Source organism: Kitasatospora mediocidica KCTC 9733, from assembly GCF_000744225.1.
Lineage (GTDB): Bacteria > Actinomycetota > Actinomycetes > Streptomycetales > Streptomycetaceae > Kitasatospora > Kitasatospora mediocidica.
Genome location: NZ_JQLN01000004.1, coordinates 887,983 through 911,810, shown reverse-complemented (window position 1 = coordinate 911,810; position 23,828 = coordinate 887,983). Strand labels below are relative to the sequence as shown.

The window sequence follows — 23,828 nt, the reverse complement described above, 5'->3', positions numbered from 1 at the left end:
GCCACGGCCCCGGCCCCCGCGCCCCGGACAGCCCGAGGGCCCGTGGCGGGAAGCCACGGGCCCAGGGGTGCGTGCGACGTGCCGGGTGCTACTGATCAGTGATCAGGAGGTGGTGATGGCGGTGTCGTCGATCACGAAGCTGGTCTGCAGCGAGGAGTCCTCGGTGCCGGTGAACTTCAGGGTGACGGTCTGACCGGCGAAGGAGGAGAGGTCGTAGGACTTCTGCACGTAGCCGGTGTTGTGGTTGACGTTGGAGAACGACGCCACCGTGCTGGAGTTGGCCTGCACCTTGAGGGTGTCGTACGCCGTCGAGCCGGTCTCGGCGGTGTCGATGTGCAGCCAGAAGGAGAGCGTCGCGTGGCAGCCGGCCGGGATGCTGACCGTCTGGCTCAGGGTGTCGGTGTGCGAGGTGCCGTAGCCGTCCAGCCAGGCCTTCCAGCTGCCGGAGTGGGCGGGCTCGCCGCTGCTGTTGTCGAGGACGCCGGCGCTGGCGGTCCACGGGGCGGCCGAGCCGGTCTCGAAGCCGGCGTTGCCGAGCAGCTGGGCGCCACAGCCGGTGCCGCCGCCGCTGACGGTCCAGGTGAAGCTGGCGGAGCCGTTGGCGCCGGTGGTGTCGGTGGCCTTGACGGTCACGTTGTAGGTGCCGGCGGTGGAGGCGGTGCCGCTGATCAGGCCCGAGGAGCTGATCGAGAGGCCGGTGGGCAGGCCGGTGGCGGAGTAGGTCAGGGTCTGGCCGCCGGCGGAGTCACTGCCGTTGACCTGGAGGCTGACCGAGCTGCCGGTGGTGGTGGACTGGTTGCCGGGGCTGGTCACCGTGACGGTGTTGCCGCCGGTGCCGCCGCTGACGGTCCAGGTGAAGGAGGCGGAGCCGTTGGCGCCGGTGGTGTCGGTGGCCTTGACGGTCACGTTGTAGGTGCCGGCGGCGCTGGCGGTGCCGCTGATCAGGCCCGAGGAGCTGATCGAGAGGCCGGTGGGCAGGCCGGTGGCGGAGTAGGTCAGGGTCTGGCCGCCGGCGGAGTCACTGCCGTTGACCTGGAGGCTGACCGAGCTGCCGGTGGTGGTGGACTGGTTGCCGGGGCTGGTCACCGTGACGGTGTTGCCCGTGCTGGTGCCGGCCGCGAAGGCGGCGGTGCCGTTCGGGGTGCCGAGGCCGGTCGGGCCGTCGTAGCCGGTGCCGGCGGTGCAGAGGTAGCTCGGCGAGCAGGAGCCGTTGTTACCGCTGGTGACGTCGTTCAGCGCGGTGGTGTGCTGGTACGGGTACTTGGCCGGGTAGTCGCCCGAGCCGGGGGTGCCGGCGTCGGCGTAGACCGAGGCGATGATCGGCGAGGAGGCGCTGGTGCCGCCGTAGACCGCCCAGCCGGAGCCGCCGTAGGTCTGGTAGACCGCGACGCCGGTGGCCGGGTCGGCGACCGCCGAGACGTCCGAGACGGTGCGCTTGGAGCAGCCCGTGTCGGTCTGCCAGCTCGGCTTCGGGTCGTAGGCCGAGCAGCCCGAACCGGTGCCCTCGGAGCTGCTGGTCGACCAGACGGTCTCGCCCCAGCCGCGGGCGCTCGAGTTGCGGGTCAGCGCGGTGCCACCGACGGAGGTGACGTACTGCGAGGAGGCCGGGTACTCGGCGCCGTAGGCGGAGTCACCCGCGGAGACGGTGATCGCCACGCCCGGGTGGTTGAAGTAGCTGCTGTCCGAGGAGGTGTCGGTCGAGTCCTCGGAGCCGCCGTAGCTGTTGGAGACGTACTTGGCGCCCAGCGAGACCGCGGTGTTGACCGAGGTGCCCAGGTCGCTCATGTTGGCGGAGGTGGCCTCGACCAGCAGGATGTGGGCGTTCGGGGCGGCGGCGCTGACCATGTCGAGGTCCAGCGAGATCTCGCCGGCCCAGCCGGTGTCACCGGTCGGGTAGCTGGTGCCGCCGTTCTGGTCGACCTTCTTGAAGCAGCCGTTGGCCGTGGTGCAGGCCGGCAGGCCGTACTGGCTGCGGTAGGCGGCGAGGTCGGACTCCGCGTTCGGGTCGTCCTGCGCGTCGACGATGCCGATGGTCGCCCCGGCACCGCCGTTGGCGGGCAGCTTGTAGGCGCTCTGCAGGTCGGAGGGACCGTAGCCGGACGGCGTCGCGTTGGGCGCGAGGACCATCGGCTCCTTGATGTCCGTACGGGCCAGCGCGAGACAGGCCATCTGGCCCGGGTGCGTCGGAGCGGCGCAGACGTGCTTGACGCTGACCGGGCTGGCGCTGGTGGCGCCGGCGGCCTGTGCTGCGGGTGCGGCGAAGGCCAGCAGGCCCATCGCCGTCAGCGCGAAGGCCGGGACGGCCGCGGTCATCGCGCGCAGCCCGCGCTTACGCGGGCCGCTGGGGTTGTGGGTGCGCAAGAGAGAACCCTCCGTGGGGGTCGGGGTCGCTTCCACCCGGCTGGGGTGATGCCGGTGCGTGGGGAGAGCGCCCGGTGCTGGTGGATCTCGGCACGTGCGGATGGCCGACGGCTGGTGGCCGTGGGCCGGGAGCGTCCGCGCATGGGTGCATGCCGCGCGGACGCAGATGTGCGGGGTGACGCTGTGCAGAAGCGCGGCCGACCGCTTGTTCGCGGCCTGGTCGCGGGTGGGGGAGCTAGCGCCGAACCGTGGTGTCAGGGGCATGACATGCATCAGCCCGCACCACCCCGGCGGTACCGGGCTGGTGCGGGCCTGACGTTAGTGCGCGTTCACGACGGGCGGCAAGGTCCGCGTCAATCTTTTGCCGAGTCGAAATCATCAACTCCGCTGACGGAACTCGGATTTCACGCGCCCTCAGGGGCGGGTGCGGCGCCCGGGCCGGATGAGGCGCCGGTCCGGCCCTACGGGGCGCCGACCTGACCCGACGCGGCGTCGGTCTTTCCGGAGGGCGCGTCGGACGGCAGGTCGGACGGCAGGTCGGACGGCAGGTCGGAGCGGCCCCAACGCCCGGTCAGCCCGGCCCGCAGCAGCGCCCAGAGCGCCTCGAAGTCCGCGTCGGCCCGCTCGCCCGCCCACTCGCCGGCATGCGCCGGGTCGTGGAAGTGCGCGGTGGCCTGGAACACCGCGCGGGCCGTGACGGACACCTGGACGGGGGTGAACTCGCCCTGCCAGATGCCGTCCTGGATGATGGCGGCGATCTGGCCGGTGAGCACCTCGACGTGCTCGGCGACCGTGCCGCTGTGCTCGCCGACCAGCGACAGGTAGGTGGCGAACAGTTCGGGGTCGCTCAGAGCCTTGCGGCGCTTGGCGGCGAACAGCGTCGCGAGCCAGCGGTGCAGCCGCTCGCCGGCCGGGCCGGTCTCGGCGGTGACGGCCTGCAGGCTGTCGTGGGCCTGGTCCAGCCAGCGCTGGGTGACGGCCTCGCGCAGGGCGGCCTTGCTGGGGAAGTGGCGGTAGACGCTGCCGTGGCTGACCCCGAGGGCGCGGGCGATGTCCACCACGGTGGCCTTGGCCGGGCCGAACCGCCGCAGGACGTCCTCCGCCGCGCTCAGGATCTGCTCGGGGGTCAGTGCGCTGTCGGTGGTCACGGGGCGGTACGTCCTTACTGGTGCCGGCTGCTGGTTCCGGTCGCTGGGGCCGGAGGCTGCCGCGGTGCGGTCGCGGTCGGGGCCGCACCGCGACGGGAGCGTCGAGTCGCCGGGGTGCCGGACGGCGCGAACGCCGAGCGCCGGGGCCGCCCGCCGGGGCCCGCGCGGTCGGCGTCGGAAGTCGGCGGACGGCCCCGGCACTCGACGCGGCGCCGGGTGTCCGAGCCGGGTGTCCGAGCCGGGGCACGGGGACCCGGTGCGGGGTGTCTCAGTGCTCGCTGTCGAGGTGGGCCATCTGTGCCGCAGCGTACCTGTCCCCGAGGGCGGCACCGGCCGGGACGGCGGTCTCGATGGCGGCCAGGTCGGCCGCGGTGAGCTCGACGTCCACCGAGCCCAGGGCCTCCGCCAGCCGCTCGCGGCGGCGCGCGCCGACCAGCGGCACGATGTCCTCGCCGCGCGAGGCCACCCAGGCGATGGCCACCTGCGCGACGCTGACGCCCTTGGCCTCGGCGATCGTGCGCAGGGCCTCCACCAGGGCCAGGTTGTGGCTCAGGTTGTCGCCCTGGAAGCGCGGGCTGTGGCCGCGGAAGTCGGTGCCGGCCATCTCGCGGTCCTTGGCCCAGTGGCCGCTCAGCAGGCCGCGCGAGAGCACGCCGTACGCGGTGATGCCGATGCCCAGCTCGCGGGCGGCCGGCAGGACGGCGGCCTCCAGGTTCCGGGAGAGCAGCGAGTACTCGATCTGCAGGTCGCTGATCGGGTGGACGGCGCCGGCACGGCGCAGCGTGTCGGCGCCGACCTCGGAGAGGCCGATGTGCCGCACGTAGCCGGCCTGCACCAGCTCGGCGATCGCGCCGACGGTCTCCTCGACCGGGACGTTCGGGTCGAGCCGGGCCGGGCGGTAGATGTCGATGTAGTCGGTGCGCAGGCGGCGCAGCGTGTAGGCGAGGGCGGTCTTGGTGGCGGCGGGGCGCGCGTCGTAGCCGAGCCAGCTGCCGTCCGGGCCGCGCTGGGCGCCGAACTTGACGCTGATCTGGACGGCCGCGCGGTCGCGGCCGCGCAGCGCCTCGTGGATCAGCAACTCGTTGTGGCCCATGCCGTAGAAGTCGCCGGTGTCGATCAGCGTGATGCCGGCGTCCATGGCGGCGTGCAGGGTCGCGACGCTCTCGGCGTCGTCGGCCGGGCCGTAGAGGTCGGACATGCCCATGGCGCCGAGGCCGAGCGCGGAGGTGGTGGGGCCGTTGGCGCCGAGCTTGCGGGTGGGGAGGGCGGTCATTGGGTGCTCCTGCGGTGCGTTCGGGCTGGGGGTGTTCCGGAAACAACTATGGCATGACGGATGACAGATTTCAATATCTGTCAGTCCATACCCCATACCTGAGCCTTCGGGCATCCGTGGACAAGCCGCAACTTTCGGAACCTGCACGCATCTTGACGGTGTGTTGACCGCTCCCTACCGTTTGATTTTGGTTGTCTGAGTGTGATTTTGATCGGACAACGCGCACAATCCACCACCCATGGGAGGACTGCACCCCGATGCGAACCGTTTCCCCCACCGGTCGACTGCGAAGTACCGCCGCACTCGCCGTCCTCGCGCTCTGCCTCGCCCTGTCCGTCGGCCGAGCCCCCGCCCAGGCCGCAGCGCCCACCCCCCACCTCGCGGCCGCCCCCGCCGCCGCAGCAGCCGCCGGCACCGCGATCACCGTCGACGGCAACTCCACCGGCCGCACCTTCGACGGCGTCGGCGCCATCAGCGGCGGCGGCGGCAACTCCCGCCTGCTGCTCGACTACCCCGAGCCCCAGCGCGGCCAGATCCTGGACGACCTCTTCAAGCCCGGCTCCGGCGCCGCCCTGCAGATCCTCAAGGTCGAGATCGGCGGCGACACCAACTCCACCGACGGCGCCGAGTCCTCCATCGAGCACACCCGCGGCACGGTCGACTGCGACAACGGCTACGAGTGGTGGCTGATGGAACAGGCCAAGGCCCGCAACCCCGGCATCAAGCTCTACGCCCTCGCCTGGGGCGCCCCCGGCTGGGTCGGCAACGGGAACTTCTGGTCCCAGGACATGATCGATTACCTGATGTCCTGGCTCGGCTGCGCCCATCAGCACGGCCTCGCCATCGACTACCTCGGCGGCTGGAACGAGCGCGGCTACAACGCCGCCTGGTACGAGAACCTGCACGCCACCCTCGCCGCCAAGGGCTACACCGGCACCAAGGTGGTCGGCGCCGACGACAACTGGTCGATCGCCACCGCGATGCGCGGCGACAGCGCACTCAACGGCGCGGTGGACATCGTCGGCGCGCACTACCCGTGCGGCTACATGTCCGCCATGCAGACCTGTTCCACCACCTCCGACGCGCTGGCCACCGGCAAACAGCTCTGGGCGAGCGAGAACGGTTCGGAGGACGCCGACACCGGAGCCGCGCCGATCGCCCGCGCCATCAACCGCGGCTACCTGGACGCCAAGCTCACCGCCTTCATCAACTGGCCGGTGGTCGCCTCGCTCTACCAGAACCTCGGCTTCAACTCGATGGGCCTGGTCACGGCGAACCAGCCCTGGTCCGGCGCCTACGCGGTCGGCCGCAGCACCTGGGCGATCGCGCAGACCAGCCAGTTCACCGCGCCCGGCTGGCAGTACCTCGACTCCTCCTCCGGCTACCTGGGCGGCAACCGCGCCAACGGCAGCTACGTCAGCTACGCCGCCCCCGGCAAGGCCGCCTGGAGCACCGTCTTCGAGACCATGGACGCGACCGCCGCGCAGACCGTCACCCTGAAGGTGGCCGGCGGGCTCCCGGCCGGCGCGCTGCACGTCTGGTCCACCGACTTCTCCAGCAGCGCCGCCACGGCGCACCTGGTCCCCGGCCCCGACCTCACCCCCACCGCCGGCGGCTACCAGCTCACCCTGCAGCCCGGCCACCTCTACACCGTCACCACCACCACCGGTCAGGGCGCGGTGACCGCCGCCTCCCCGCAGCGCGGCGTGCTCGCCCTGCCGTACGCCGACTCGCTGGCCGGCACCGCCACCGGCCAGGAGGCCCGCTACTTCTCGGCGATGAACGGCGCCTTCGAGACCGAGCCGTGCGACGGCGGCCGGGCCGGCCGCTGCCTCACCCAGCAAGCCCCGACCACCCCGATCCGCTGGACCAACGAGCCCGCCGACCAGCCGTACACCCTGATGGGCGACCTCAGCTGGAGCAACTACACGGTCAGCACCGACGTGCTGCTCCAGCACGCGGGTACCGCCGAACTGCTCGGCCGGGTCGGCACCCAGGGCCGGAACAACAACGGGCTGAACGCCTACAACCTGAAGATCAGCGACACCGGCAGCTGGACCCTGCTGAAGAGCGACGACGCCTGGGCCTTCAGCACGCTGGCCAGCGGCTCGGTGGCGGCGCCTGGCCTGGGCAGCTGGCACAACCTGGCGCTGTCCTTCCAGGGCAGCACGATCACCGCGCGGATCGACGGCACGACGGTCGCCACGGTGACCGACGCCAGCTACGGCGCCGGCCAGGTCGCCCTGGGTACCGGCGGCTACTACGGCGCCCAGTTCAGCAACCTGAGCATCACCCCGGGCCCCGCCACCCCGCTGGACGGCACCTACCGGCTGGTCAGCGCGAACAGCAGCCAGCTGCTGGACGCCTCCGCCGGCGGCACCGCCGACGGCACCCCGGTCATCCAGTGGCCGGCCAACGGCGGCGCCAACCAGCAGTGGCACCTCGCCTCCACCGGCGACGGCTACTACACGGTCACCGGCGTGCCGAGCGGCAAGGCACTTGACGTGCCGAACCTGAGCGCCGTCCCGGAGACCCCGCTGGACCTGTGGACGGCGAACGGCGGCGCCAACCAGCAGTGGCTGGTGGTCCCGGCGGGCGGCGGCAGCTACACGCTGGAGTCCCGCTCGGACGGCGAACTGCTGGACATCGACGGCGCGTCGCTGACGATGGGCGCCAAGGCGATCCAGTGGCCGGCCGACGGCGGCGCCAACCAGCGCTGGCAGCTGGTCCCGGTCAGCTGAGGTCCCCGCATGCACTGAGGTTTCCGCAGGCAGCGCGGGTCAGCCGCCGCAGGCACCGCTGCGGTCGCAGTACGGCGGGCTCGCGCTGCTCCCGCACCCGCAGAGCATCGCGCGGGTCGCCTGCCGCGCCCCCGCACCGCCCTCGGTGATCCGCAGGTCGCCGCGGAGCAGCAGCCGTCCGTCCGCCGTCCGGAGCACCTCGGTCGGCCGGGCGGGCGGCTCGCCGCTGCCGTCCGCGAGCCGGTAGCCGAGCGCGCCGGTCGGGCAGCGTCGGACCACCTCGGCGACCTGCTCCGGCGGGGCCGCGCCCGGCTCGATCCAGGGTCGCCGGGTGGTGTCGAAGACGGCGGGCAGCCCGCGCACGCATTCGGCCGCATGACGGCACAGCCCCGGGTCGAAGGTGACCGTGACGCCCTCGGCCCGGTAGCTCTTCACCGCCGGCACCTTCGGCGGCTCGGGCTCAGTCACGGACCCGGCTCCGGTTCTGGTAGGCGAGGTCCTGGTACTCGGGGTGGCGCTGCATCCAGCCGTGGATGAACGGACAGGTCGCCAGCACGGCGAGCCCACGCCCGCGCGCGTCGTCCAGCGCCGCCCGGGCCAGCGCGCCGCCGACGCCCCGGCCCTCGAAGGCCGGCTCGACCTCGGTGTGCGGGTAGACGACCAGCTCGTCGCTGCGGATGTACAGGGCGAAGCCCGCCGCCCGGCCGTCCACCTGGGCCTCGAAGCGCTGCTCCGACGGGTTGTCACGTACCGTCACACTCATCCGCCACCACGCTCCTCGACTGCTGACCCCGCGTCATCCTCCGCATCATCGGTGCGCCGACCGGTCGGCCGGGCGGGACGCGCGGCGCCGGCGCGGCGGCCGTCACCCGTCCGGCGCGGATCGGGCGCGCCGGGGCCGGTTCGCCCTGCCGAAGGCGTTCGGGAGGTCCATCGTGGAGGTACGGAGTCGGTCCACCGACCGGATCCGTACCGGACGACCCCGGTCCGACCGCCGCGCCACGCCGCGCCACACCGTGCGACACGCCGCGACACACCGCGACACACCGCGCCGCGCGGTGACACCCGCCCCGCCGCCCGTGCCCGCGCGTCACCGCATGTCACCGCCCCGCGCCCGGGCACGCGCCGCGCCCGTGCCGCGCTCACGGCGCCCCGCGCCGGGCCCGCGCCACGCCCGCGACACACCCGCGCGGAGCGCGGGCGCGCCCTCGGACCAGGGCCACCTCGCAGGAAACCGAACGGTTCTTCTAGGCTCACCTCTCGGCTTCCTCATCACGTGGCGCGATCACGCGCCACGACCGGGAGGCCGGTGTCCACGGCGGTCCCGGGTGAGCCGGGGCCACCGGATCGAGCGAGGAGGACGCATGACGAACAGCCGTTCCATCGCACTACGCGCGCCCAGGCCACCGGCGGGCATGCGGCGCAGCCGTACCGTGTGTTCGCACGGCACCGCCGCGCCGCGCGGACTGTCGGGTGTGTCGCTGAATACGGGCAGCCGGCTCGGGGGTGTCCGGTGAGCCCGCACGGTACCGGCACCGCACCGCGCTCCGCCGAGCCGGCCGCCCGGCCACCGGCCCCCTCGGCGGGCTCCGGCGACCCGGCGTCCGCGCCCGGAACCGGCGGCGGTGAGGACCCGGCCCCCAGGGCCGAGGCGCTGCCCGGTCTGCCGAGCACCCTCGCCGCCCGCGCCCGCACCCTCTCCGCCGCCGTCCGCGGCCGTTGCGCCGACCTGGCCCGGATGGAGTCCCCGAGCGGCGACGCCGAGCGGCTGAACGCGCTCGCCGAGGAGCTGGCGGCCGGCTACCGGGCGACCGGCGCCCAGGTGAGCCGCGAGCCGGGCCCGGCCGGCGACCACCTGTTGCTGAACTGGCCCGGCCAGGACGAGAGCCTCCCGCACCTGCTCTTCGTCGGCCACCACGACACCGTCTGGCCGGCCGGCATCCTGGCCGACTGGCCGGTGCGGGAGCACGACGGCGTGCTCAGCGGTCCCGGCGTGCTGGACATGAAGGGCGGTCTGGCCCTCCTCGAAGGCGCCTTCGCGCTCCTCGCCGACCTCGGCCTGCGTCCGCACCGCTCGGTGCGGGTCGTGGTGACCGCGGACGAGGAGATCGGCAGCCCGGACGGCCGCCGCGTGGTGGAGCGCCAGCTCCCCGGCGCCGCCGCCGTCCTGGGCCTGGAACCACCGCACGAGGACGGCCGGCTCAAGACCGCCCGCCGCGGGGTCAGCCGGGTCCGGCTGACCGTCACCGGCCACGAGGCGCACGCGGGCAACCACCCCGAGGACGGCACCTCGGCGGTGGACGAACTGGTCGACCAGCTGGTCGCCGTCCGCGGGCTGGCCACCGGCCTGCCCGGCACCGAACTGAACACCGGCCGGATCAAGGGGGGCACCAGAGCCAACGTGGTGGCCGGCCAGGCGGAGGCCGAGCTCGGCCTGCGCTTCTCGACGCCGGAGGCCCAGCGCAGCACGCTGGACACCCTCGCTCACCTGACCGCGCTGCGCCCCGGCGCGCTGGTCCGCACCGAGGTGCTGTCCAGCCGCCCGGCCTGGCCCGAGCGGGACGGCAACCAGCTGCTGCGGCACGTGCGCTCGCTGGCGGCCGCGCTCGGCCAGCAGCTGGACGGCGCCCCGGCCGGCGGCGCGGGGGACACCAACCTGGCCGGTGCCCGCGGCCTGCCGACGCTGGACGGCCTCGGCGCGGTCGGCGCCGGCCCGCACGCCCGCGACGAGCACATCGAGCTGGCGCAGCTGGGCCCGCGGATCGCGTTGCTGGCCGGCCTGCTCGCGGTGCCGCTGCCCCGCCTGGGCAGCCGCTCCTGAGCCACCGCGGGGGCGGGTCCACTCGGGCCCGCCCCCGCTCATTTCCGATGGTCCTTGTCACGGGTGGCCAAACGGCTACACAATGGACCCGACCGAACGGTCAGTCGGGAGGCAGCGATGGTGCAGCAGGAACAGTCCGCTCTGGAGGAGCGTTTCGATGCGGTGGTCGCCGCCGAGCAGCGGATCGAGCCGCGGGACTGGATGCCGGACGCCTACCGGGCCACCCTGGTCCGGCAGATCGCCCAGCACGCGCACTCCGAGATCATCGGCATGCAGCCGGAGGGCAACTGGCTCACCCGGGCGCCCTCGCTGCGCCGCAAGGCGATCCTGCTGGCCAAGGCCCAGGACGAGGCCGGCCACGGGCTCTACCTCTACGCCGCCGCCGAGACGCTGGGCGTCGACCGGGCCGAGCTGACCGAGAAGCTGATCAGCGGGCGGCAGAAGTACTCGTCGATCTTCAACTACCCGACGCTCACCTTCGCCGACGTCGGGGTGATCGGCTGGCTGGTGGACGGCGCGGCGATCTGCAACCAGGTCCCGCTCTGCCGCTGCTCCTACGGGCCGTACGCGCGGGCGATGGTCCGGGTCTGCAAGGAGGAGTCCTTCCACCAGCGGCAGGGCTACGAGCTGCTGATGACCCTGATGCGCGGCACCGAGGGCCAGCGCCGGATGGTGCGGGACGCGGTGGACCGCTGGTGGTGGCCGTCGCTGATGATGTTCGGCCCGCCGGACGGCGACTCGCCGAACACCGCGCAGTCGATGGCCTGGCGGATCAAGCGGCACACCAACGACGAGCTGCGCCAGCGCTTCGTCGACATGACCGTCCCGCAGGCCGAGCACCTCGGCGTCACCCTCCCGGACCCGGCGCTGAGCTGGAACGAGGAGCGCGGCAGCTGGGACTTCGGCGAGCCGGACTGGTCCGAGCTGCAGCAGGTGATCAAGGGCAACGGCCCGTGCAACGCCGAGCGGATCGACCGCCGCCGGGCCGCCCACGAGGACGGCGCCTGGGTACGGGAAGCCGCCGTGGCGTACGCGGCGAAGCAGGAGGAGCGCAATGTCTGACATGTCCTGGCCGCTCTACGAGGTCTTCGTGCGCCCCCGGCGCGGCCTGAACCACGTGCACGTCGGTTCGCTGCACGCGGCCGACGACCGGATGGCGCTGCTCGCCGCGCGCGACCTCTACACCCGCCGCAACGAGGGCGTCAGCCTCTGGGTGGTGCGCTCGAACGCCATCACCGCCTCGACGCCGGACGAGAAGGACCCGTTCTTCGAGCCCTCCGGCGACAAGGTCTACCGCCACCCGACCTTCTACGACATCCCCGAGGATGTCCCGCACATCTGACCTGGGGGTCACCATGACGGACGATCACGTCTACCTGACGCTCGCCGAGTCGGACCACGAGGCCGAGGCCCGCTGGGCCTACGGGACGGGCTTCGCCGATCCGCTGCTGGGCGTCGACACCGCCCTGGCACCGGACGTCGACGGGGCCGACCTCTCGCTCTACTGCCAGATGCTCGGCGACGACGCGCTGATCCTGTCGCAGCGACTGATCGAGTGGTGCACCCGGGCCCCCGAGCTGGAGGAGGAGGTCGCCCTCGCCAACCTCGGCCTCGACCTGCTCGGTCAGGCGCGGCTGCTGCTCAGCCGGGCCGGCCAGGCCGACGGCAGCGGGCGCGGTGAGGACGACTTCGCCTACTGGCGGCCCGAGCACGAGTTCCGCAACGTCCGCCTGGTGGAGGTCGCCAACGGCGACTTCGCCTTCTCGGTGGCCCGGCTGCTGCTCTTCGCCACCGCCCGCGGGGCGCTCTACGAGCTGCTCGCCGGCGCGCCCGACCCGGTGCTGCGCGCGGTCGCCGTCCGTGGCGCCAAGGAGCTGGCCTACCACCAGGAGTACGCGACGGCCTGGACGCTGCGGCTGGGCGACGGCACCGCGTACTCGGCCGAGCGGATGCAGGCGGGTCTGGACGCGGTCTGGCCGCTGCTGGACGAGCTGTTCACCCCGCACGAGGTCGAGCTGCGGCTCGGCGTGGACCCCACCGCGCTGCGCGAGCCGGTGCTGGCCGCGCTGGCCGAGGTGATCACCGAGGCCCGGCTCACCGTCCCCACCGCCCTGCCGCTGGCCCGGATCGGCGGCCGGGCCGGGCGCGACGGCGTGCACACCGAGGCGCTGGGCCCGCTGCTGGCCGAGTTCCAGTCGGTGGCCCGCGAGCACCCGGGGGCGACATGGTGATCACGCTGCCCTCCGCCGCCGAGGTCGCGGCCACCGTCCCGGACCCCGAGCTGCCGATGCTCACCCTGGCCGACCTCGGCGTGCTGGCCGGCGTCGAGCAGCAGGGGGAGGCCGTCACGGTCTGGCTCACGCCGACGTACTCCGGCTGCCCGGCGGTCGCCGAGATGGCCGCCGACGTGGACACCCGGCTGCGGAAAGTCGGCTATGTCGACGTCTCGGTCCGACTGCGCCTGGACCCGCCGTGGAGCACCGACCTGATCACCGCCGAGGGCCGCCGCAAGCTCGCCGAGGCCGGCATCGCGCCGCCCGCCGCCGAGCACGGCGTGCTGCGGCTGGGCCCCACCCGGCTCGCGGTCGACTGCCCGCAGTGCGGCTCGGCCGACACCGAGGAGCTGTCCCGCTTCGGCTCCACCGCCTGCAAGGCGCTCTGGCGCTGCCGCGCCTGCCGCGAGCCGTTCGAACGTATGAAGGAGATCTGATGGCGCCCCGCCGACCGCAGTTCCAGCCCCTGCGGATCTCCGCCGTCGACCGCCTGTGCGAGGACGCGGTCGCGGTCACCTTCGAGGTGCCGGCCGAGCTGGCCGAGGAGTACGCCTTCCGGGCCGGCCAGACGCTGACCCTGCGGCAGCTGACCGACGAGGCCGACGAACGCCGGTCGTACTCGATCTGCTCGCCGGTCGGCGGGCCGCTGCGGATCGCGGTGCGCGAGGTGCCGGGCGGCCTCTTCTCCGGGCAGCTGGTACGCCGCGCAGCGGTCGGCGACACGGTCGAGGTGCTGCCGCCCGGCGGGACCTTCACGGCCGACCTGAGCCTCCCGGCCCGGCACGTGCTGCTGGCCGCCGGCTCCGGCATCACCCCGATGCTCTCGATCGCCGGATCGGTGCTGGCCGCCCACCCCGAATCCACCGTCACCCTGCTCTACGGCAACCGACGCAGCGACACCGTGATGTTCGCCGACGAGCTGGCCGACCTGAAGGACCGTTACCTGAACCGGTTCGAGCTGGTCCACGTGCTCTCCCGGGAGGCCCGCGACGCCGAGCTGCTCAGCGGTCGGCTGGACGCCGAGCGGGTCGGCGCGCTGCTCAAGGCCCTGGTGGACGTCGAGGCGGTCGACCACTGGTGGCTCTGCGGCCCGTACGGCATGGTGGCCGGCGCCCGCGAGCTGCTCGGCGGGCTCGGCGTCCCGGCCGCGGCGGTGCATCAGGAGCTCTTCCACGCCGAGGACGAGCCGGTCGCCGACCGCCCCGACGAGGCGGCCTTCGACGGCGAGGCCAGCGTGGTCACCCTCGTCCTGGACGGGCGGCGCAGCGAGCTGCGGCTGCCGCGCGACCGCAGCGTGCTGGACGGCGCGCAGCAGGCCCGTCCGGACCTGCCGTTCGCCTGCAAGGGCGGCGTCTGCGGCACCTGCCGGGCGCTGGTGACGGAGGGCGAAGTGACCATGCGTCGCAACTTCGCCCTGGAGGAGAAGGAGCTGGCCGCCGGCTATGTGCTGACCTGCCAGGCCCTGCCGGTCTCCGACCGGGTGACGGTCGACTACGACCGCTGAGCGAGCGCGGCTTCGGGCGCGCCCAGCAGGGCGACGATGTCGTTCACCGCGGCGCGCCCGGCCCGGTTGGCCCCGATCGTGCTGGCCGAGGGCCCGTACCCGACCAGGTGCACCCGCGGATCGGCCGCCGCCCGGGTGCCCTCCAGCCGGATGCCCCCTCCGGGCTCGCGCAGTCCGAGGGGGGCCAGGTGGCCGGTCTCGGGCCGGAAGCCGGTGGCCCAGACGATCGCGTCCACCGCCTCCTCCCGCTCGCCCCAGGCCACCCCGTGCTCGGTCAGCCGGTCGAACATCGGGAGCCGGTGCAGCGCGCCCAGCTCCCGGGCGCGGCGCAGCGCCACCGACGGGCCGAGCCCGGTGACGCTGACCACGCTGCGCACCGGCAGCCCCAGCCGGACTCGCTCCTCGACCAGCGCGACCGCCGCCCGCCCGGCCTCCGGGCTGAACGGGCCGTCCCGGAAGACCGGCTCACGGCGGGTCACCCAGAGCGTCTCGGCGACGGCCGCGACCTCCGAGAGCACCTGGACCGCCGAGGCCCCGCCGCCGACCACGGCCACCCTGAGACCCGCGAACTCCTCGGGGCCGCGGTAGTCGGCGTAGTGCAGCTGCCGCCCGGCGAAGCGGCCGGGGTAGTGCGGGACGAACGGCCTGCTCCAGGTCCCCGTCGCGTTGACCAGCGCGCGGGCCGACCAGCTACCCGCGTCGCTCTCCACCAGCAGCCGCCCGCCCGGCTGCGGGCGCACCGCCGTCACCCGCACCGGCCGCACCACCGGCAGCGCGTGCCGGGCCTCGTAGGCGGCGAAGTACCCGGGCACCACCTCACGGGCCGGGGCGGCCGGGTCGACCGGCGGCAGCTCGAAGTCGGGCAGGTCGTGGAAGCCGTGCACGGTGGCCATCCGCAGGGACGGCGCGCGGTGCGCCCAGGCCCCGCCCGGCGCCGCGTCGGCGTCCAGCACCACGAAGCCGTCGTACGGGGCGAAGCCGCGTCGGCGCAGGTGGTAGGCGGCGGAGAGGCCCGCCTGGCCCGCACCGATCACGACCACGTCGACGTTGGTTGCACCGTAAACAGTCACGCCCCTGAAACATCAGGGGCGTGACCGGGATTCCCGACGCTCAGGCGATCGGACTGATCACCGCCGCCGTGCCGTAGGCACAGATCTCCGTCCCCAGATCGGCAGCCTCGGTGACGTCGAAGCGCATCATCAGCACCGCGTTTCCGCCGCGCGCCCTGGTCTGCTCGATCAGCCGCTCCATCGCCTGGTTGCGGCTCTCCACCAGGGTCTTGGTCAGGCCCCTCAGCTCACCGCCCATCATCGACTTCAGCGAGGCGCCGATCTGGGTCCCGATGTGCCGGCTGCGCACCGTCAGACCGAAGACCTCACCGATCACCCGGTCCACCCGGTGCCCGGCAACGTCGTTGGTGGTGACCACCAGGATGTCCGCGTTCGGGCTCTGCCCGCCGCCGTACTCGTCAAGGTTGCTCATGCCCCCATCCTGCGCGAACACCGCCGTTCCGTCCGGCAGCCACGGCCGTGGGGCGGCCACCGGCGCACAGTTGCCGGATCCGCTCGGACGCCGGTAGCGAAAAGCTGCCGCCGACCTGTGAGCGGCGGCGGTAAAGGCCGTACCGTAGGCGCATGGGAGAGCGAAGCGGTCATCCGCAGGGGTCGGGAGCGACGGACAATCCGGGCGCACTGGAGATCGAGGCGACCGTGGTGCTGGGCATCCGGATCACCGACTGGCCCGCGCTGCGCGCCGCGGCCCTGGCCGCCGTCGAGGAGCTGGACTTCGCCGGCATCGACCCGGCCGCGCAACGCCGTGAGCTGCTCCGCGAGGTCGCCGAGGATCCGCACGCCGCGCTCGGCGCGCTGCTGCACCCGGACCGGCTGGTCGGCGCGCTGCCCGGCATCGAGCCGCTCGGCGGGACGCTGGAGATCAGCACCACCGACGACTTCGCCCCCGACTTCGCCGAGCTCTTCCCGCTCGACGCCGAGGACGGTGAACCGGGGGACTGGTCGCTCACCCCGCGCACGGCCTGCCTGTTGCACACCCAGCTGCTCGCGCTGGCCGACGCCGCCTACGACGACCTCGAAGAGCACGGCGACGACCCCGTGACCGACGGCGACGAGCATGACTGGGCGGTCTTCGCCCGCCTGCCGCGCCGCAGCTGGGTGATGCACCGCTCCTGGCGGCGCGCGATGGCCCGCGCCTACGACGACCTCGCCGAGGACCTCGGCCTGGGCGAGTGGCCGCTGCCGCGCTGCCCCGGCGAGGAACTCGCGCTGCGGCTGGCCCTGCTCGACGCGCGCTCGCTGCTCGGCTCCCAGCCGCAGGCGGTGGCCGACCTGATGGGCGATCTGCCGGCCGACCTCTACGACTACGACTGGGACGGCTGCTCCGACGAACTGCTCGGCGTCTACGACCTGGCCGGCCAGGACCCGGACGAGGACAGCGCGGTCCGCCTGGACAACGTGCTCGCGGCCACCCACCCCGAGGGCTGGTTCCTCCCGTACGAGGAGGCCGAGGAGCGCGACCCCGGCCGTGGCTACCGCCGGTAGCCTGTCCGGGTGACCACTCCGTTCGACGCCCCCAGTCCCGCAGGCGACCCCGCAGAGCGCGACGCCAATCCGCAGTACGTGCTGCCGCTGGTCCTCCACCTGGAGAAGGCCGATCCGCCGGCCCGCACCGACGCGCTGGAGACCTCCGCGCGCGCCGTGCTGACCCTGCTCGCGGACCCGCGCGCCACCGGTGACGGTGAGTGGGCCGAGCTGGTGCACGCCTGGGAGGACGCCCGGATCCGCAAGGTGGTCCGCCGGGCCCGCGGCGGCGAGTGGCGCAAGGCGGCGCAGCTGCCCGGCATCACCGTGCACGGGACGGCGGCCGAGGTGCGGGTCTACCCGCCCGTCCCGCTGGACGGCTGGCCGAAGGAACTGGCCAAGCTCCAGGTCTCCGGCACCGATCTGGACGACCCCGCCCCGCCCGCCGCCCCCGCCCCCGGCCTGCCGGTGCTCTGGCTCAACCCGGAGCTGGAGATGAGCGCCGGCAAGACCATGGCCCAGACCGGTCACGCCGCCCAGCTCACCTGGTGGCGCCTGGACGAGACCCAGCGCAAGGAGTGGGCCGAGTCCGGCTTCGCCCTCGCCGTCCGCACCGCCAGCCCCGCCCACTGGGCCACCCTGACCACCGGTGACCTCCCGCTGGTCCGCGACGCCGGCTTCACCGAGATCGCCCCCGGCTCCTGCACCGTCGTCGCCGACCACCCGGCTCTGTCGGGGTAGCAGGCCTCAGGCCGGCGGCTGCGCCGAGGCGAGGCCGGGCGGGGCGGCGGCCAGGGCGGCGCGGATGGCCTCGATCAGGGCCAGCGCCGACTCCTCGGTCAGTTCCACCGCGACGCGCGCGGAGGGGCCGAGGTCGGGGTTGAGGAAGTCGATGTTGACGGTGTGCTCGAAGGGCGCGTGCTGCGGGTGGTCGACGCAGACCATGGCGGTGGTGAGCGGGATGTAGCCGGTGGCGCTCTTGCCGCTGCCCTGGATCTCGGCCAGCTCGGTCAGATAGGTGCACATGACGGGTGGTCTCCTCAGGCGCCGAGGTGGCGACGGTAGAAGTCGAGAATCTTCGTCCAGCCGTCGGTGGCGGCCTGCGGGCGGTAGCCGGGGCGGTCGACGGCGAAGAAGCCGTGGCCGGCGTCCTCGTAGCTGTGGAACTCGTACTCCTTGCCGGCGGCCTTCAGCAGCTCCTCCAGCTCGGCGACCGCCTCGGGGGAGGGGTACTTGTCGTCGGCGCCGAAGATGCCGAGCAGCGGGCAGGAGAGGTCCGCGGCGAGGTGGCCGATCGGCTGGACCTGGAGCGGGAAGCCCTCGGGGACGGTGCCGGTGACGAAGGCGCCGTAGCAGTCCACCGCGGCCTGCAGCTCCAGGTGGGCGGCGGCCAGGAAGGACTGCCGCCCGCCCGAGCAGTGGCCGATGGTGCCCACCCGGCCGTTGGAGGAGCTGAGTCCGCGCAGGTACGCGGCGGCGCCGGCCACGTCGCCGACCAGGCGCTCGTCCGGGACGCCGCCGAGCGCGCGGGCGGTGGCGGAGGCGTCGTCGGGCGAGGCGCCGGGGGCCTCGCGGGTGTAGAGGTTGGGGCAGACCGCGTTGAAGCCCTCGGCGGCGAAGCGGCGCACCATCTCCTTGGTGCCCTCGTCGTAGCCGGGCATGTGGTGGATCACCACGACGCCGCCCAGCGGGCCCGCGGTGAGCGGTCGGGCGGAGTACGCCTCGATGGTGTCGCCGCTGTGGCCGGTGAGGGTGATGGTCTCCGCGAGCATCGCGTCGTACATGAGCCGTGACCTTTCCGTGGGGAGGACAGGTGTACCGGACCGAACGGTCGGTCCTGACGGCAGCGTATCGGGTGCCCGGCAGAGCCGGTTCAGGCCGGGTAGGCGTGGGTCTGGGCGGCCTTGACGGTGGCCCAGACGCTGGCTCCGGTGGACAGGTCGAGTTCGGCCGCGGCGGCCGGGGTGAGATCGGCGGCCAGCGGCAGCGCGCCGGTGAGGTCGGCGCGGACCTGGTCGCCGTGCAGGTCCAGGCCGGCCACCGTGAGCTCCCAGACGTTGCGGGCGCTGGAGTCCGGGCGGCCGCGGTGCAGGGTGACGGCGGCGGGCGGGAAGGCGACGAAGGCCGGGCCGGTGAGCTCGTCCGCGACGGTCAGCTCCGCGCCGCTCGCCAGCTTCACCCGGCGGCCGTCGGCGACGCCCTGATAGAGGTTCAGGCCGACCAGCCGGGCGATGTAGTCGGTGCGCGGGCGACGCGCGATCTCGGCGGGCGTGCCGGCCTGCACCACCCGGCCGTCCTCGATCACCACCAGGCGGTCGGCCAGCACCATGGCGTCCAGCGGGTCGTGCGTGACCAGCACCGCGACGGCGTCGAACTCCGCCAGGTGGCGCCGCAGTTGGGAGCGGACGTCGAGCCGGGTGCGGGCGTCCAGGGCGGCCAGCGGCTCGTCCAGCAGCAGCAGCCGCGGCCCGACGGCCAGCGCCCTGGCCAGCGCCACGCGTTGGGCCTGGCCGCCGGAGAGCTTGCCGGGGCGTTTGGCGCTGTGCTCCTCCAGGCCCATCCTGGCCAGCCAGGGCAGCGCCTCGGCGCGCGACTCCTTCTTGGAACGGCCCTGGCAGCGCAGGCCGAAACCGACGTTGTCCAGGGCGCTGAGGTGCGGGAAGAGCAGGTAGTCCTGGAAGACCACGCCCACCGGCCGCTCCTCGGCCGGGGTGTGCAGGCCGGCCGCCGGGTCCTCCAACGCCTTGCCGTCCAGCCGCAGGTGGCCGGCGGTGAGCGGCAGCAGGCCGGCCAGGGCGCGCAGGGCGGTGGTCTTGCCGGCGCCGTTGGGCCCGAGGAGCGCGATCACCTCGCCCGCGCCGGCGGTCAGCGCGAGGTCGAGCGAGAAGCCGGTCCGTTCGACCTGGAGGTGGGCGTCCAGGGAGGGCGTCGTCATCGGGTTCCTCACGTTCCTGCGGGCTACGGCGTGCTCATCCAGCGGTCGCGCAGCCCGACCAGCACCGCGATCGAGACCGCGAGCAGGACCAGGCTGAGCGCGATCGCGGTGTCCGGATCGGTCTCCATCGCGAGGTAGACCGCCAACGGCATGGTCTGGGTCTTCCCGGGGAAGTTCCCGGCGAAGGTGATCGTCGCACCGAACTCGCCGAGCGCCCGGGCCCAGGCGAGGACCGCGCCGGCTCCCACCCCGGGGGCGATCATCGGCAGGGTGACCCGCCGAAAGGCCGTCAGGCGCGAGGCGCCGAGTGTCGCGGCGGCCTCCTCGTAGCGGGGGTCGGCGGCGCGCAGCGCGCCCTCGACGCTGATCACCAGGAACGGCATCGCGACGAACGCCTCGGCGATCACCACGCCGGTGGTGGTGAACGGCAGCGTGATGCCGAAGGCCGAGTCCAGCCAGCGTCCGACGATCCCGTTGCGCCCCAGCGCCAGCAGCAGCGCCACGCCCCCGACCACCGGCGGCAGCACCAGCGGCAGGGTGACCAGCGCGCGGATCACCCGCCGTCCGGGGAACTCGGTGCGGGCCAGCAGCCAGGCCAGCGGCACCCCCAGCACCAGCGAGACGCCGGTCGCGGAGGTCGCGCAGATCAGCGACAGCCGCAGCGCGTCCCAGACCGCCGGGCTGGACAGCTCGCTGGGCATCGCGCTCCAGGGCGCCCTGATCAGCAGGCCGGCCAGCGGCAGGACGAGGAAGACCAGCCCCAGCAGCGCGGGCAGCAGCAGGGCGAGCGGGATCCGGGAGCCCCGCTTCGCCCTCACCGGCGCGGTGTCGATCAGTCTCACGGGGCCTGGAAGCCCGCCGCGGTCAGCACCTGCATGCCCTCGGTCGACTCGACGAAGGCGATGAACGCCGCGGCGCCGGCCGCGTTCGGGGCCTTGGCCACCTCGGCGATCGGGTAGTCGTTGATCGCCTTGGCCGCCTCGGGGAAGTTGACCCCGTCGACCTTGCCGCCCGCGGCCTGCACGTCGGTCTGGTAGACCACCGAAGCGTCGACCTCGCCCAGCTCGACCTTGGTGAGCGCGCTCTTGACGTCCTGCTCCAGGGTGACCGGGGTCAGCTTGACGCCGGCCGCGGTGAGCGCGGTCTGCGCGGCCGAGCCGCACGGCACCTGGGTCGCGCAGAGGGCGACCTTGACGCTCGGCGCGGCGAGCGCCTGCAGGCTGGTGAGGTTCTTCGGGTTGCCCTTGGGGACGGCGATCTCCAGGGTGTTGCGCACGAAGACCTTGGGGTCCGTGGCGGTGTCCTTGGCGTCGGTGACGGTCTTCATGGTCGCCGGGCTGGCGGCGGCGAAGACGTCGGCGGGCGCGCCGGACACGATGCTCTGCGCCAGCGCCGAGCTGCCGCCGTAGTTGAACTTCACCGTGGTGCCCGGGTTCGCGGCCTCGAACTTCTTGCCCAGGTCGTTGAAGGTCCCGGTGAGCGAGGCGGCGGCGAAGACGGTGATCGTGCCGGTGGCCTTCGGCGCGGACGCGGACGCCGCGGCGGAGCCCGAGGCGCCGGAGGCGGCGGGCGTCGTGCTCTTGGAGGAGCTGCACGCGGTCAGGCCAACGGCCAGGGCGAGCACGGCGAACGTGGCGGCGGCGGTGCGGGACCGGGTGGTGGTCATCTGGAGTTTCCCCTCTGCCGCGCCGTCAGGGCGCGGGTGTGCGGTCGGTGTGGGCCGGTCCGCCGCGTCATGCGGCGAAAGGGGGCGACCCTGGCGCCCACAGAGCTCGCGATCGTTGCGTATCTGCGGTCGCCGTGCCGATCATAGTGCCGCAGATGCAAGCCTGAAATCCCTTGTGCCTTCGCACAGGCCAGCCCGGCCCGGTGCCCGGTGGGACCTGTGTGAACCGTGGGAAAACCGCTGGCCACCAGGCCCGCTGCTTCGTCACAGTGGTGACATACCCACGGGGAGGAGTCACCACCATGTCCACGCTGCGCGTCACCGCCGAACGGCTCACCGTTCTGGACCACCCGAACGCCGACGCCCTGGAGCTCGCCCAGGTCGGGCTCTACCGGGCGGTGGTCGCCAAGGGTGCCTACCGCACCGGCGAGTACGCCGTCTACATACCCGAGCAGGCGGTACTCCCCGCCGCGCTCATCGAGGAGCTGGGTCTGACCGGACGGCTGGCCGGCAGCAAGTCCGACCGGGTGCGCGCGGTCCGGCTGCGCGGCGAGCTCTCGCAGGGCATCGTCTGCCGCCCGCTCGCGCTGGCCGGCGTCGACCTTGAGCTGGCCGCCGCCGAGGGCCGCGACTTCGCCGCCGAGCTGGGGGTCGTCAAGTGGGTGCCGCCGATCCCCACCACGATGAACGGCGAGGTCGAGGCCGCCCCGGATCTGCTGCCCTGGGTCGACATCGAGAACCTCCAGCGCTTCCCGGACGTCTTCGAGCCGGGAGAGCCGGTGGTGCTCACCGAGAAGCTGCACGGCAGTTGCTGCCTGCTCACCCTGCACGCCGGAACCGGCGCGGTGCAGGTCTCCTCCAAGGGGATCGGCGCCCAGGGCCTGGCGCTCAAGGAGGACGGCGGCAACCTCTACTGGCGCGCCGTCAGGGCGCACGGCGTGCCCGAGGCCGCCGCCGAGCTGGCCGAGCGGCTGGGCGCCGAGCGGGTCGGCATCTTCGGCGAGGTCTTCGGCGCGGGCGTGCAGGATCTCGGCTACGGCGAGTCGGGCCGCGCGGAGCTGCCCGGCTACGCGGTCTTCGACGTCTCGGCCGTGATCGACGGGCAGCTGCACTGGCTGGACGCCGCCGAGCTGCTGACGGGCCGGCTGCCGCTGGTGCCCCGGCTGTGGAGCGGTCCGTTCGACGCCGCCACCGTCCTGGCGCTGGCCGACGGCCGGGAGACGGTCTCCGGGCGCGGGCTGCACCTGCGCGAGGGCGTGGTGGTGCGGCCGGTGGTGGAGCGCTACAGCTTCGCGCTGGGCGGCCGGGCCATCGCCAAGGTGGTCAGCGGCGCCTACCTGACCCGCAAGGGCGGCACCGAGTACGAGTAGCAGGATCCACCCGGCGACGCACCGAGCTGACGTGATGTCAGGGCGTGTCTCCGGGTGGCACGTACGCTGCAAATATGATCACCCATGAGGACCGCAGGCTCCGCGCCCTGGCCGCCCAGGGCAGCTGGGCGGAGCTGCTCGGGATCTACCGGCAGACCCGGGCCGCCACCGCCGCGCTGAGCGGGGAGCGGGCCGCGGCGCGCGAGGCGGCGGCCTTCGGCCACGAGCTGGCCTTCGCGGCCCCGGCCGACGTCGCGGCCGGGCTCTTCGATCCGTCCGCCGGGCCCGGCGCGGTGGCGGGTGAGTACGACGGCCGGGTCGGGCCGCTCTGGGAGGTGCTGGCCACCCGTCACCTCTGGGAGGTGCTGGACCCGCTGCTGCCCGACGAGCCGATCCGGACGCTGGTGGCCCACACCCGGGTGCTGCTCGGCGAGGACCTGACGGGCACGGCGCTGGTGAGCCCCACGCCGCCGCCGGTGCTGCGGTCCTGGGAGCTGGCGGGCTGGGAGCCGGGCAGCCGGGTGACCAACTACCGGCGCGGCGGCGCGGCGGCCACGGCGCTCTTCTCGCTCCCGGACAGCCGGGAGGGTCTCGGCCCGATCCGGCTGCCCGCCCCCGGCAGCGCACTGCCCGGCCCCGACCAGCCCGCCACCGCCGCCCTGCGCGGCCTCTCCAGCTGGCTCAGCACCCGCTGCCTGCGCGGCTCGGCGCCGGACGCGGCCGCGCTGCTGGCGCCCAGCGGATCCCTGGCGACCGGTGGCTACATCCCCTTCGCCCTCGCCTACCCGGCGCTGGTGCGGGCCGCCTCCGGCGCCGGCGCGTACGGCGAACCGGGCGGCGCCGCCCGGGGCCGGATCGCCGTCTGGGAGGCGCTGGGCGCGATGGCGGACCCGTCCGCCAGCCTGCGGCCAGGAGGAACCCCGACGGTGCCCAGCTGCTCCGCGGACGAGGTGGACGCGCTGGTGGCCCGGATGCGTTGCTTCACCTGGTGCGATCCGGCCGACGAGATCTGGCATCTGCACCTGGCCCTGGAGGACCCGGCCACCGGCCTGGCCTGGGCGGTCAGCGGCTCGGACTACGACTGAGCGGTCTCCCGGTTGCGGGCGGCGCACCCGTGACCCGCTGCCCGGCGGCTCGTTGAAACGGACGGAGCGGTACCTGACAGGCCATAAACTAAAGTTAGGCTTACCTAACTTTGGAGC

The 23,828-nt window shown here is 73.7% G+C and carries 22 protein-coding genes and 1 pseudogene; 11 read left to right on the top strand and 12 right to left on the bottom strand.

The features are described from left to right. Positions 1–102: 102 nt before the first annotated feature. The 3 genes and pseudogenes from BS80_RS11705 to BS80_RS11695 all read right to left on the bottom strand — a co-directional run bounded on the left by BS80_RS11705 (position 103) and on the right by BS80_RS11695 (position 4,782). Positions 103–2,313 carry a S53 family peptidase gene (locus tag BS80_RS11705; protein ID WP_035797341.1) on the bottom strand — a complete coding sequence of 737 codons (2,211 nt, stop codon included), beginning with the start codon at positions 2,311–2,313 and terminating at the stop codon, positions 103–105. A 620-nt stretch (positions 2,314–2,933) separates the two neighbouring features. Continuing rightward, a pseudogene (locus BS80_RS11700) lies at positions 2,934–3,509 on the bottom strand (TetR family transcriptional regulator); the annotation flags it as partial. Between the two features lie 268 nt (positions 3,510–3,777). Continuing rightward, positions 3,778–4,782, bottom strand: coding sequence for an aldo/keto reductase (locus BS80_RS11695; protein ID WP_035796191.1), 1,005 nt, complete (start codon positions 4,780–4,782; stop codon positions 3,778–3,780). Positions 4,783–5,039: 257 nt separating this feature from the next. Between BS80_RS11695 and BS80_RS11690 the strand changes: the two genes are divergently transcribed. Next, a complete protein-coding gene (locus tag BS80_RS11690) occupies positions 5,040–7,523 on the top strand; it encodes an RICIN domain-containing protein (protein ID WP_035796189.1) in 2,484 nt (827 codons plus the stop codon). Between the two features lie 39 nt (positions 7,524–7,562). Here BS80_RS11690 and BS80_RS11685 read toward each other — a convergent pair whose 3' ends face one another. Together BS80_RS11685 and BS80_RS11680 are read right to left on the bottom strand one after the other, a co-directional pair. After that, positions 7,563–7,991, bottom strand: a complete 429-nt coding sequence (locus BS80_RS11685; RefSeq protein ID WP_198045494.1) for a (4Fe-4S)-binding protein — start codon at positions 7,989–7,991, stop codon at positions 7,563–7,565. Next, positions 7,984–8,286, bottom strand: coding sequence for a GNAT family N-acetyltransferase (locus BS80_RS11680; RefSeq protein ID WP_035796188.1), 303 nt, complete (start codon positions 8,284–8,286; stop codon positions 7,984–7,986). Before BS80_RS11680 ends, BS80_RS11685 begins: the two co-directional genes overlap by 8 nt. Before the next feature lie 750 nt (positions 8,287–9,036). Here BS80_RS11680 and BS80_RS11675 point away from each other — a divergent pair. The 6 genes from BS80_RS11675 (at position 9,037) to paaE (ending at position 14,121) form a co-directional block, all read left to right on the top strand. Beyond that, on the top strand, positions 9,037–10,344 hold the full coding sequence (locus BS80_RS11675; protein ID WP_198045493.1) for a M20 family metallopeptidase: 1,308 nt from the start codon (positions 9,037–9,039) through the stop codon (positions 10,342–10,344). 117 nt (positions 10,345–10,461) lie between these two features. Beyond that, complete coding sequence (gene paaA, locus BS80_RS11670; protein WP_051966486.1) at positions 10,462–11,406, top strand: 1,2-phenylacetyl-CoA epoxidase subunit PaaA; 945 nt, start codon at positions 10,462–10,464, stop codon at positions 11,404–11,406. Further along, positions 11,399–11,686: a 1,2-phenylacetyl-CoA epoxidase subunit PaaB gene (paaB, locus tag BS80_RS11665; protein WP_035796187.1), complete on the top strand. Its 288-nt coding sequence runs from the start codon at positions 11,399–11,401 to the stop codon at positions 11,684–11,686. Before paaA ends, paaB begins: the two co-directional genes overlap by 8 nt. Positions 11,687–11,699: 13 nt before the next feature. Further along, on the top strand, positions 11,700–12,575 hold the full coding sequence (gene paaC / locus BS80_RS11660; protein ID WP_035796186.1) for a 1,2-phenylacetyl-CoA epoxidase subunit PaaC: 876 nt from the start codon (positions 11,700–11,702) through the stop codon (positions 12,573–12,575). Beyond that, on the top strand, positions 12,569–13,054 hold the full coding sequence (paaD, locus tag BS80_RS11655; protein ID WP_035796185.1) for a 1,2-phenylacetyl-CoA epoxidase subunit PaaD: 486 nt from the start codon (positions 12,569–12,571) through the stop codon (positions 13,052–13,054). The genes paaC and paaD overlap by 7 nt, the downstream gene beginning before the upstream one ends. Further along, a complete protein-coding gene (gene paaE / locus BS80_RS11650; protein ID WP_051966485.1) occupies positions 13,054–14,121 on the top strand; it encodes a 1,2-phenylacetyl-CoA epoxidase subunit PaaE in 1,068 nt (355 codons plus the stop codon). Before paaD ends, paaE begins: the two co-directional genes overlap by 1 nt. Here the strand turns inward: paaE and BS80_RS11645 are convergent. Continuing rightward, complete coding sequence (locus tag BS80_RS11645; protein ID WP_035796184.1) at positions 14,109–15,191, bottom strand: FAD-dependent oxidoreductase; 1,083 nt, start codon at positions 15,189–15,191, stop codon at positions 14,109–14,111. The genes paaE and BS80_RS11645 overlap by 13 nt on opposite strands. A 40-nt stretch (positions 15,192–15,231) precedes the next feature. Then, on the bottom strand, positions 15,232–15,603 hold the full coding sequence (locus BS80_RS11640) for a YbjQ family protein (protein ID WP_035796183.1): 372 nt from the start codon (positions 15,601–15,603) through the stop codon (positions 15,232–15,234). A 152-nt stretch (positions 15,604–15,755) separates the two neighbouring features. On the opposite strand from BS80_RS11640, the gene BS80_RS39310 reads away from it, so the two are divergent. Both BS80_RS39310 and BS80_RS11630 read left to right on the top strand, forming a co-directional pair. Further along, the gene (locus BS80_RS39310) at positions 15,756–16,676 is read left to right on the top strand and encodes a hypothetical protein (RefSeq protein ID WP_157536161.1); all 921 of its coding nucleotides are present in this window, start codon (positions 15,756–15,758) and stop codon (positions 16,674–16,676) included. Between the two features lie 9 nt (positions 16,677–16,685). Next, positions 16,686–17,396 (top strand): aminoacyl-tRNA hydrolase, encoded by a 711-nt coding sequence (locus BS80_RS11630; protein ID WP_035796182.1) that lies wholly within the window; start codon positions 16,686–16,688, stop codon positions 17,394–17,396. Positions 17,397–17,402: 6 nt separating this feature from the next. Here the strand turns inward: BS80_RS11630 and BS80_RS11625 are convergent, their stop codons facing one another. The 5 genes from BS80_RS11625 to modA form a co-directional block, all read right to left on the bottom strand. Next, positions 17,403–17,681, bottom strand: coding sequence for a DUF6295 family protein (locus BS80_RS11625; RefSeq protein WP_035796181.1), 279 nt, complete (start codon positions 17,679–17,681; stop codon positions 17,403–17,405). 14 nt (positions 17,682–17,695) lie between these two features. Further along, complete coding sequence (locus tag BS80_RS11620; protein WP_035796180.1) at positions 17,696–18,439, bottom strand: dienelactone hydrolase family protein; 744 nt, start codon at positions 18,437–18,439, stop codon at positions 17,696–17,698. A gap of 89 nt (positions 18,440–18,528) precedes the next feature. Continuing rightward, positions 18,529–19,590 (bottom strand): ABC transporter ATP-binding protein, encoded by a 1,062-nt coding sequence (locus BS80_RS11615; RefSeq protein ID WP_083974538.1) that lies wholly within the window; start codon positions 19,588–19,590, stop codon positions 18,529–18,531. Positions 19,591–19,613: 23 nt separating this feature from the next. Next, the gene (locus BS80_RS11610; protein WP_408607362.1) at positions 19,614–20,408 is read right to left on the bottom strand and encodes an ABC transporter permease; all 795 of its coding nucleotides are present in this window, start codon (positions 20,406–20,408) and stop codon (positions 19,614–19,616) included. Positions 20,409–20,428: 20 nt separating this feature from the next. Further along, the gene (gene modA / locus BS80_RS11605) at positions 20,429–21,256 is read right to left on the bottom strand and encodes a molybdate ABC transporter substrate-binding protein (RefSeq protein ID WP_035796178.1); all 828 of its coding nucleotides are present in this window, start codon (positions 21,254–21,256) and stop codon (positions 20,429–20,431) included. A 302-nt stretch (positions 21,257–21,558) separates the two neighbouring features. Between modA and BS80_RS11600 the strand changes: the two genes are divergently transcribed. Together BS80_RS11600 and BS80_RS11595 are read left to right on the top strand one after the other, a co-directional pair. Next, positions 21,559–22,626 (top strand): RNA ligase (ATP), encoded by a 1,068-nt coding sequence (locus BS80_RS11600; RefSeq protein ID WP_035796177.1) that lies wholly within the window; start codon positions 21,559–21,561, stop codon positions 22,624–22,626. A 74-nt stretch (positions 22,627–22,700) separates the two neighbouring features. Continuing rightward, positions 22,701–23,711 (top strand): hypothetical protein, encoded by a 1,011-nt coding sequence (locus BS80_RS11595; RefSeq protein ID WP_035796174.1) that lies wholly within the window; start codon positions 22,701–22,703, stop codon positions 23,709–23,711. Positions 23,712–23,828: the final 117 nt, after the last annotated feature.

Excerpts from the sequence above, each read along its gene's own strand:
- BS80_RS11595 (WP_035796174.1), top strand. The coding sequence starts at position 22,701 with ATGATCACCCATGAGGACCGCAGGCTCCGCGCCCTGGCCGCCCAGGGC.
- paaD (WP_035796185.1), top strand. The coding sequence starts at position 12,569 with ATGGTGATCACGCTGCCCTCCGCCGCCGAGGTCGCGGCCACCGTCCCG.
- paaA (WP_051966486.1), top strand. The coding sequence starts at position 10,462 with ATGGTGCAGCAGGAACAGTCCGCTCTGGAGGAGCGTTTCGATGCGGTG.
- paaC (WP_035796186.1), top strand. The coding sequence starts at position 11,700 with ATGACGGACGATCACGTCTACCTGACGCTCGCCGAGTCGGACCACGAG.
- modA (WP_035796178.1), bottom strand. The coding sequence starts at position 21,256 with ATGACCACCACCCGGTCCCGCACCGCCGCCGCCACGTTCGCCGTGCTC.
- BS80_RS11640 (WP_035796183.1), bottom strand. The coding sequence starts at position 15,603 with ATGAGCAACCTTGACGAGTACGGCGGCGGGCAGAGCCCGAACGCGGAC.
- BS80_RS11680 (WP_035796188.1), bottom strand. The coding sequence starts at position 8,286 with ATGAGTGTGACGGTACGTGACAACCCGTCGGAGCAGCGCTTCGAGGCC.
- BS80_RS11620 (WP_035796180.1), bottom strand. The coding sequence starts at position 18,439 with ATGTACGACGCGATGCTCGCGGAGACCATCACCCTCACCGGCCACAGC.
- BS80_RS11615 (WP_083974538.1), bottom strand. The coding sequence starts at position 19,590 with ATGACGACGCCCTCCCTGGACGCCCACCTCCAGGTCGAACGGACCGGC.
- BS80_RS11600 (WP_035796177.1), top strand. The coding sequence starts at position 21,559 with ATGTCCACGCTGCGCGTCACCGCCGAACGGCTCACCGTTCTGGACCAC.
- BS80_RS11705 (WP_035797341.1), bottom strand. The coding sequence starts at position 2,313 with ATGACCGCGGCCGTCCCGGCCTTCGCGCTGACGGCGATGGGCCTGCTG.
- paaB (WP_035796187.1), top strand. The coding sequence starts at position 11,399 with ATGTCTGACATGTCCTGGCCGCTCTACGAGGTCTTCGTGCGCCCCCGG.
- BS80_RS11625 (WP_035796181.1), bottom strand. The coding sequence starts at position 17,681 with ATGTGCACCTATCTGACCGAGCTGGCCGAGATCCAGGGCAGCGGCAAG.
- BS80_RS11690 (WP_035796189.1), top strand. The coding sequence starts at position 5,040 with ATGCGAACCGTTTCCCCCACCGGTCGACTGCGAAGTACCGCCGCACTC.
- paaE (WP_051966485.1), top strand. The coding sequence starts at position 13,054 with ATGGCGCCCCGCCGACCGCAGTTCCAGCCCCTGCGGATCTCCGCCGTC.
- BS80_RS39310 (WP_157536161.1), top strand. The coding sequence starts at position 15,756 with ATGGGAGAGCGAAGCGGTCATCCGCAGGGGTCGGGAGCGACGGACAAT.
- BS80_RS11695 (WP_035796191.1), bottom strand. The coding sequence starts at position 4,782 with ATGACCGCCCTCCCCACCCGCAAGCTCGGCGCCAACGGCCCCACCACC.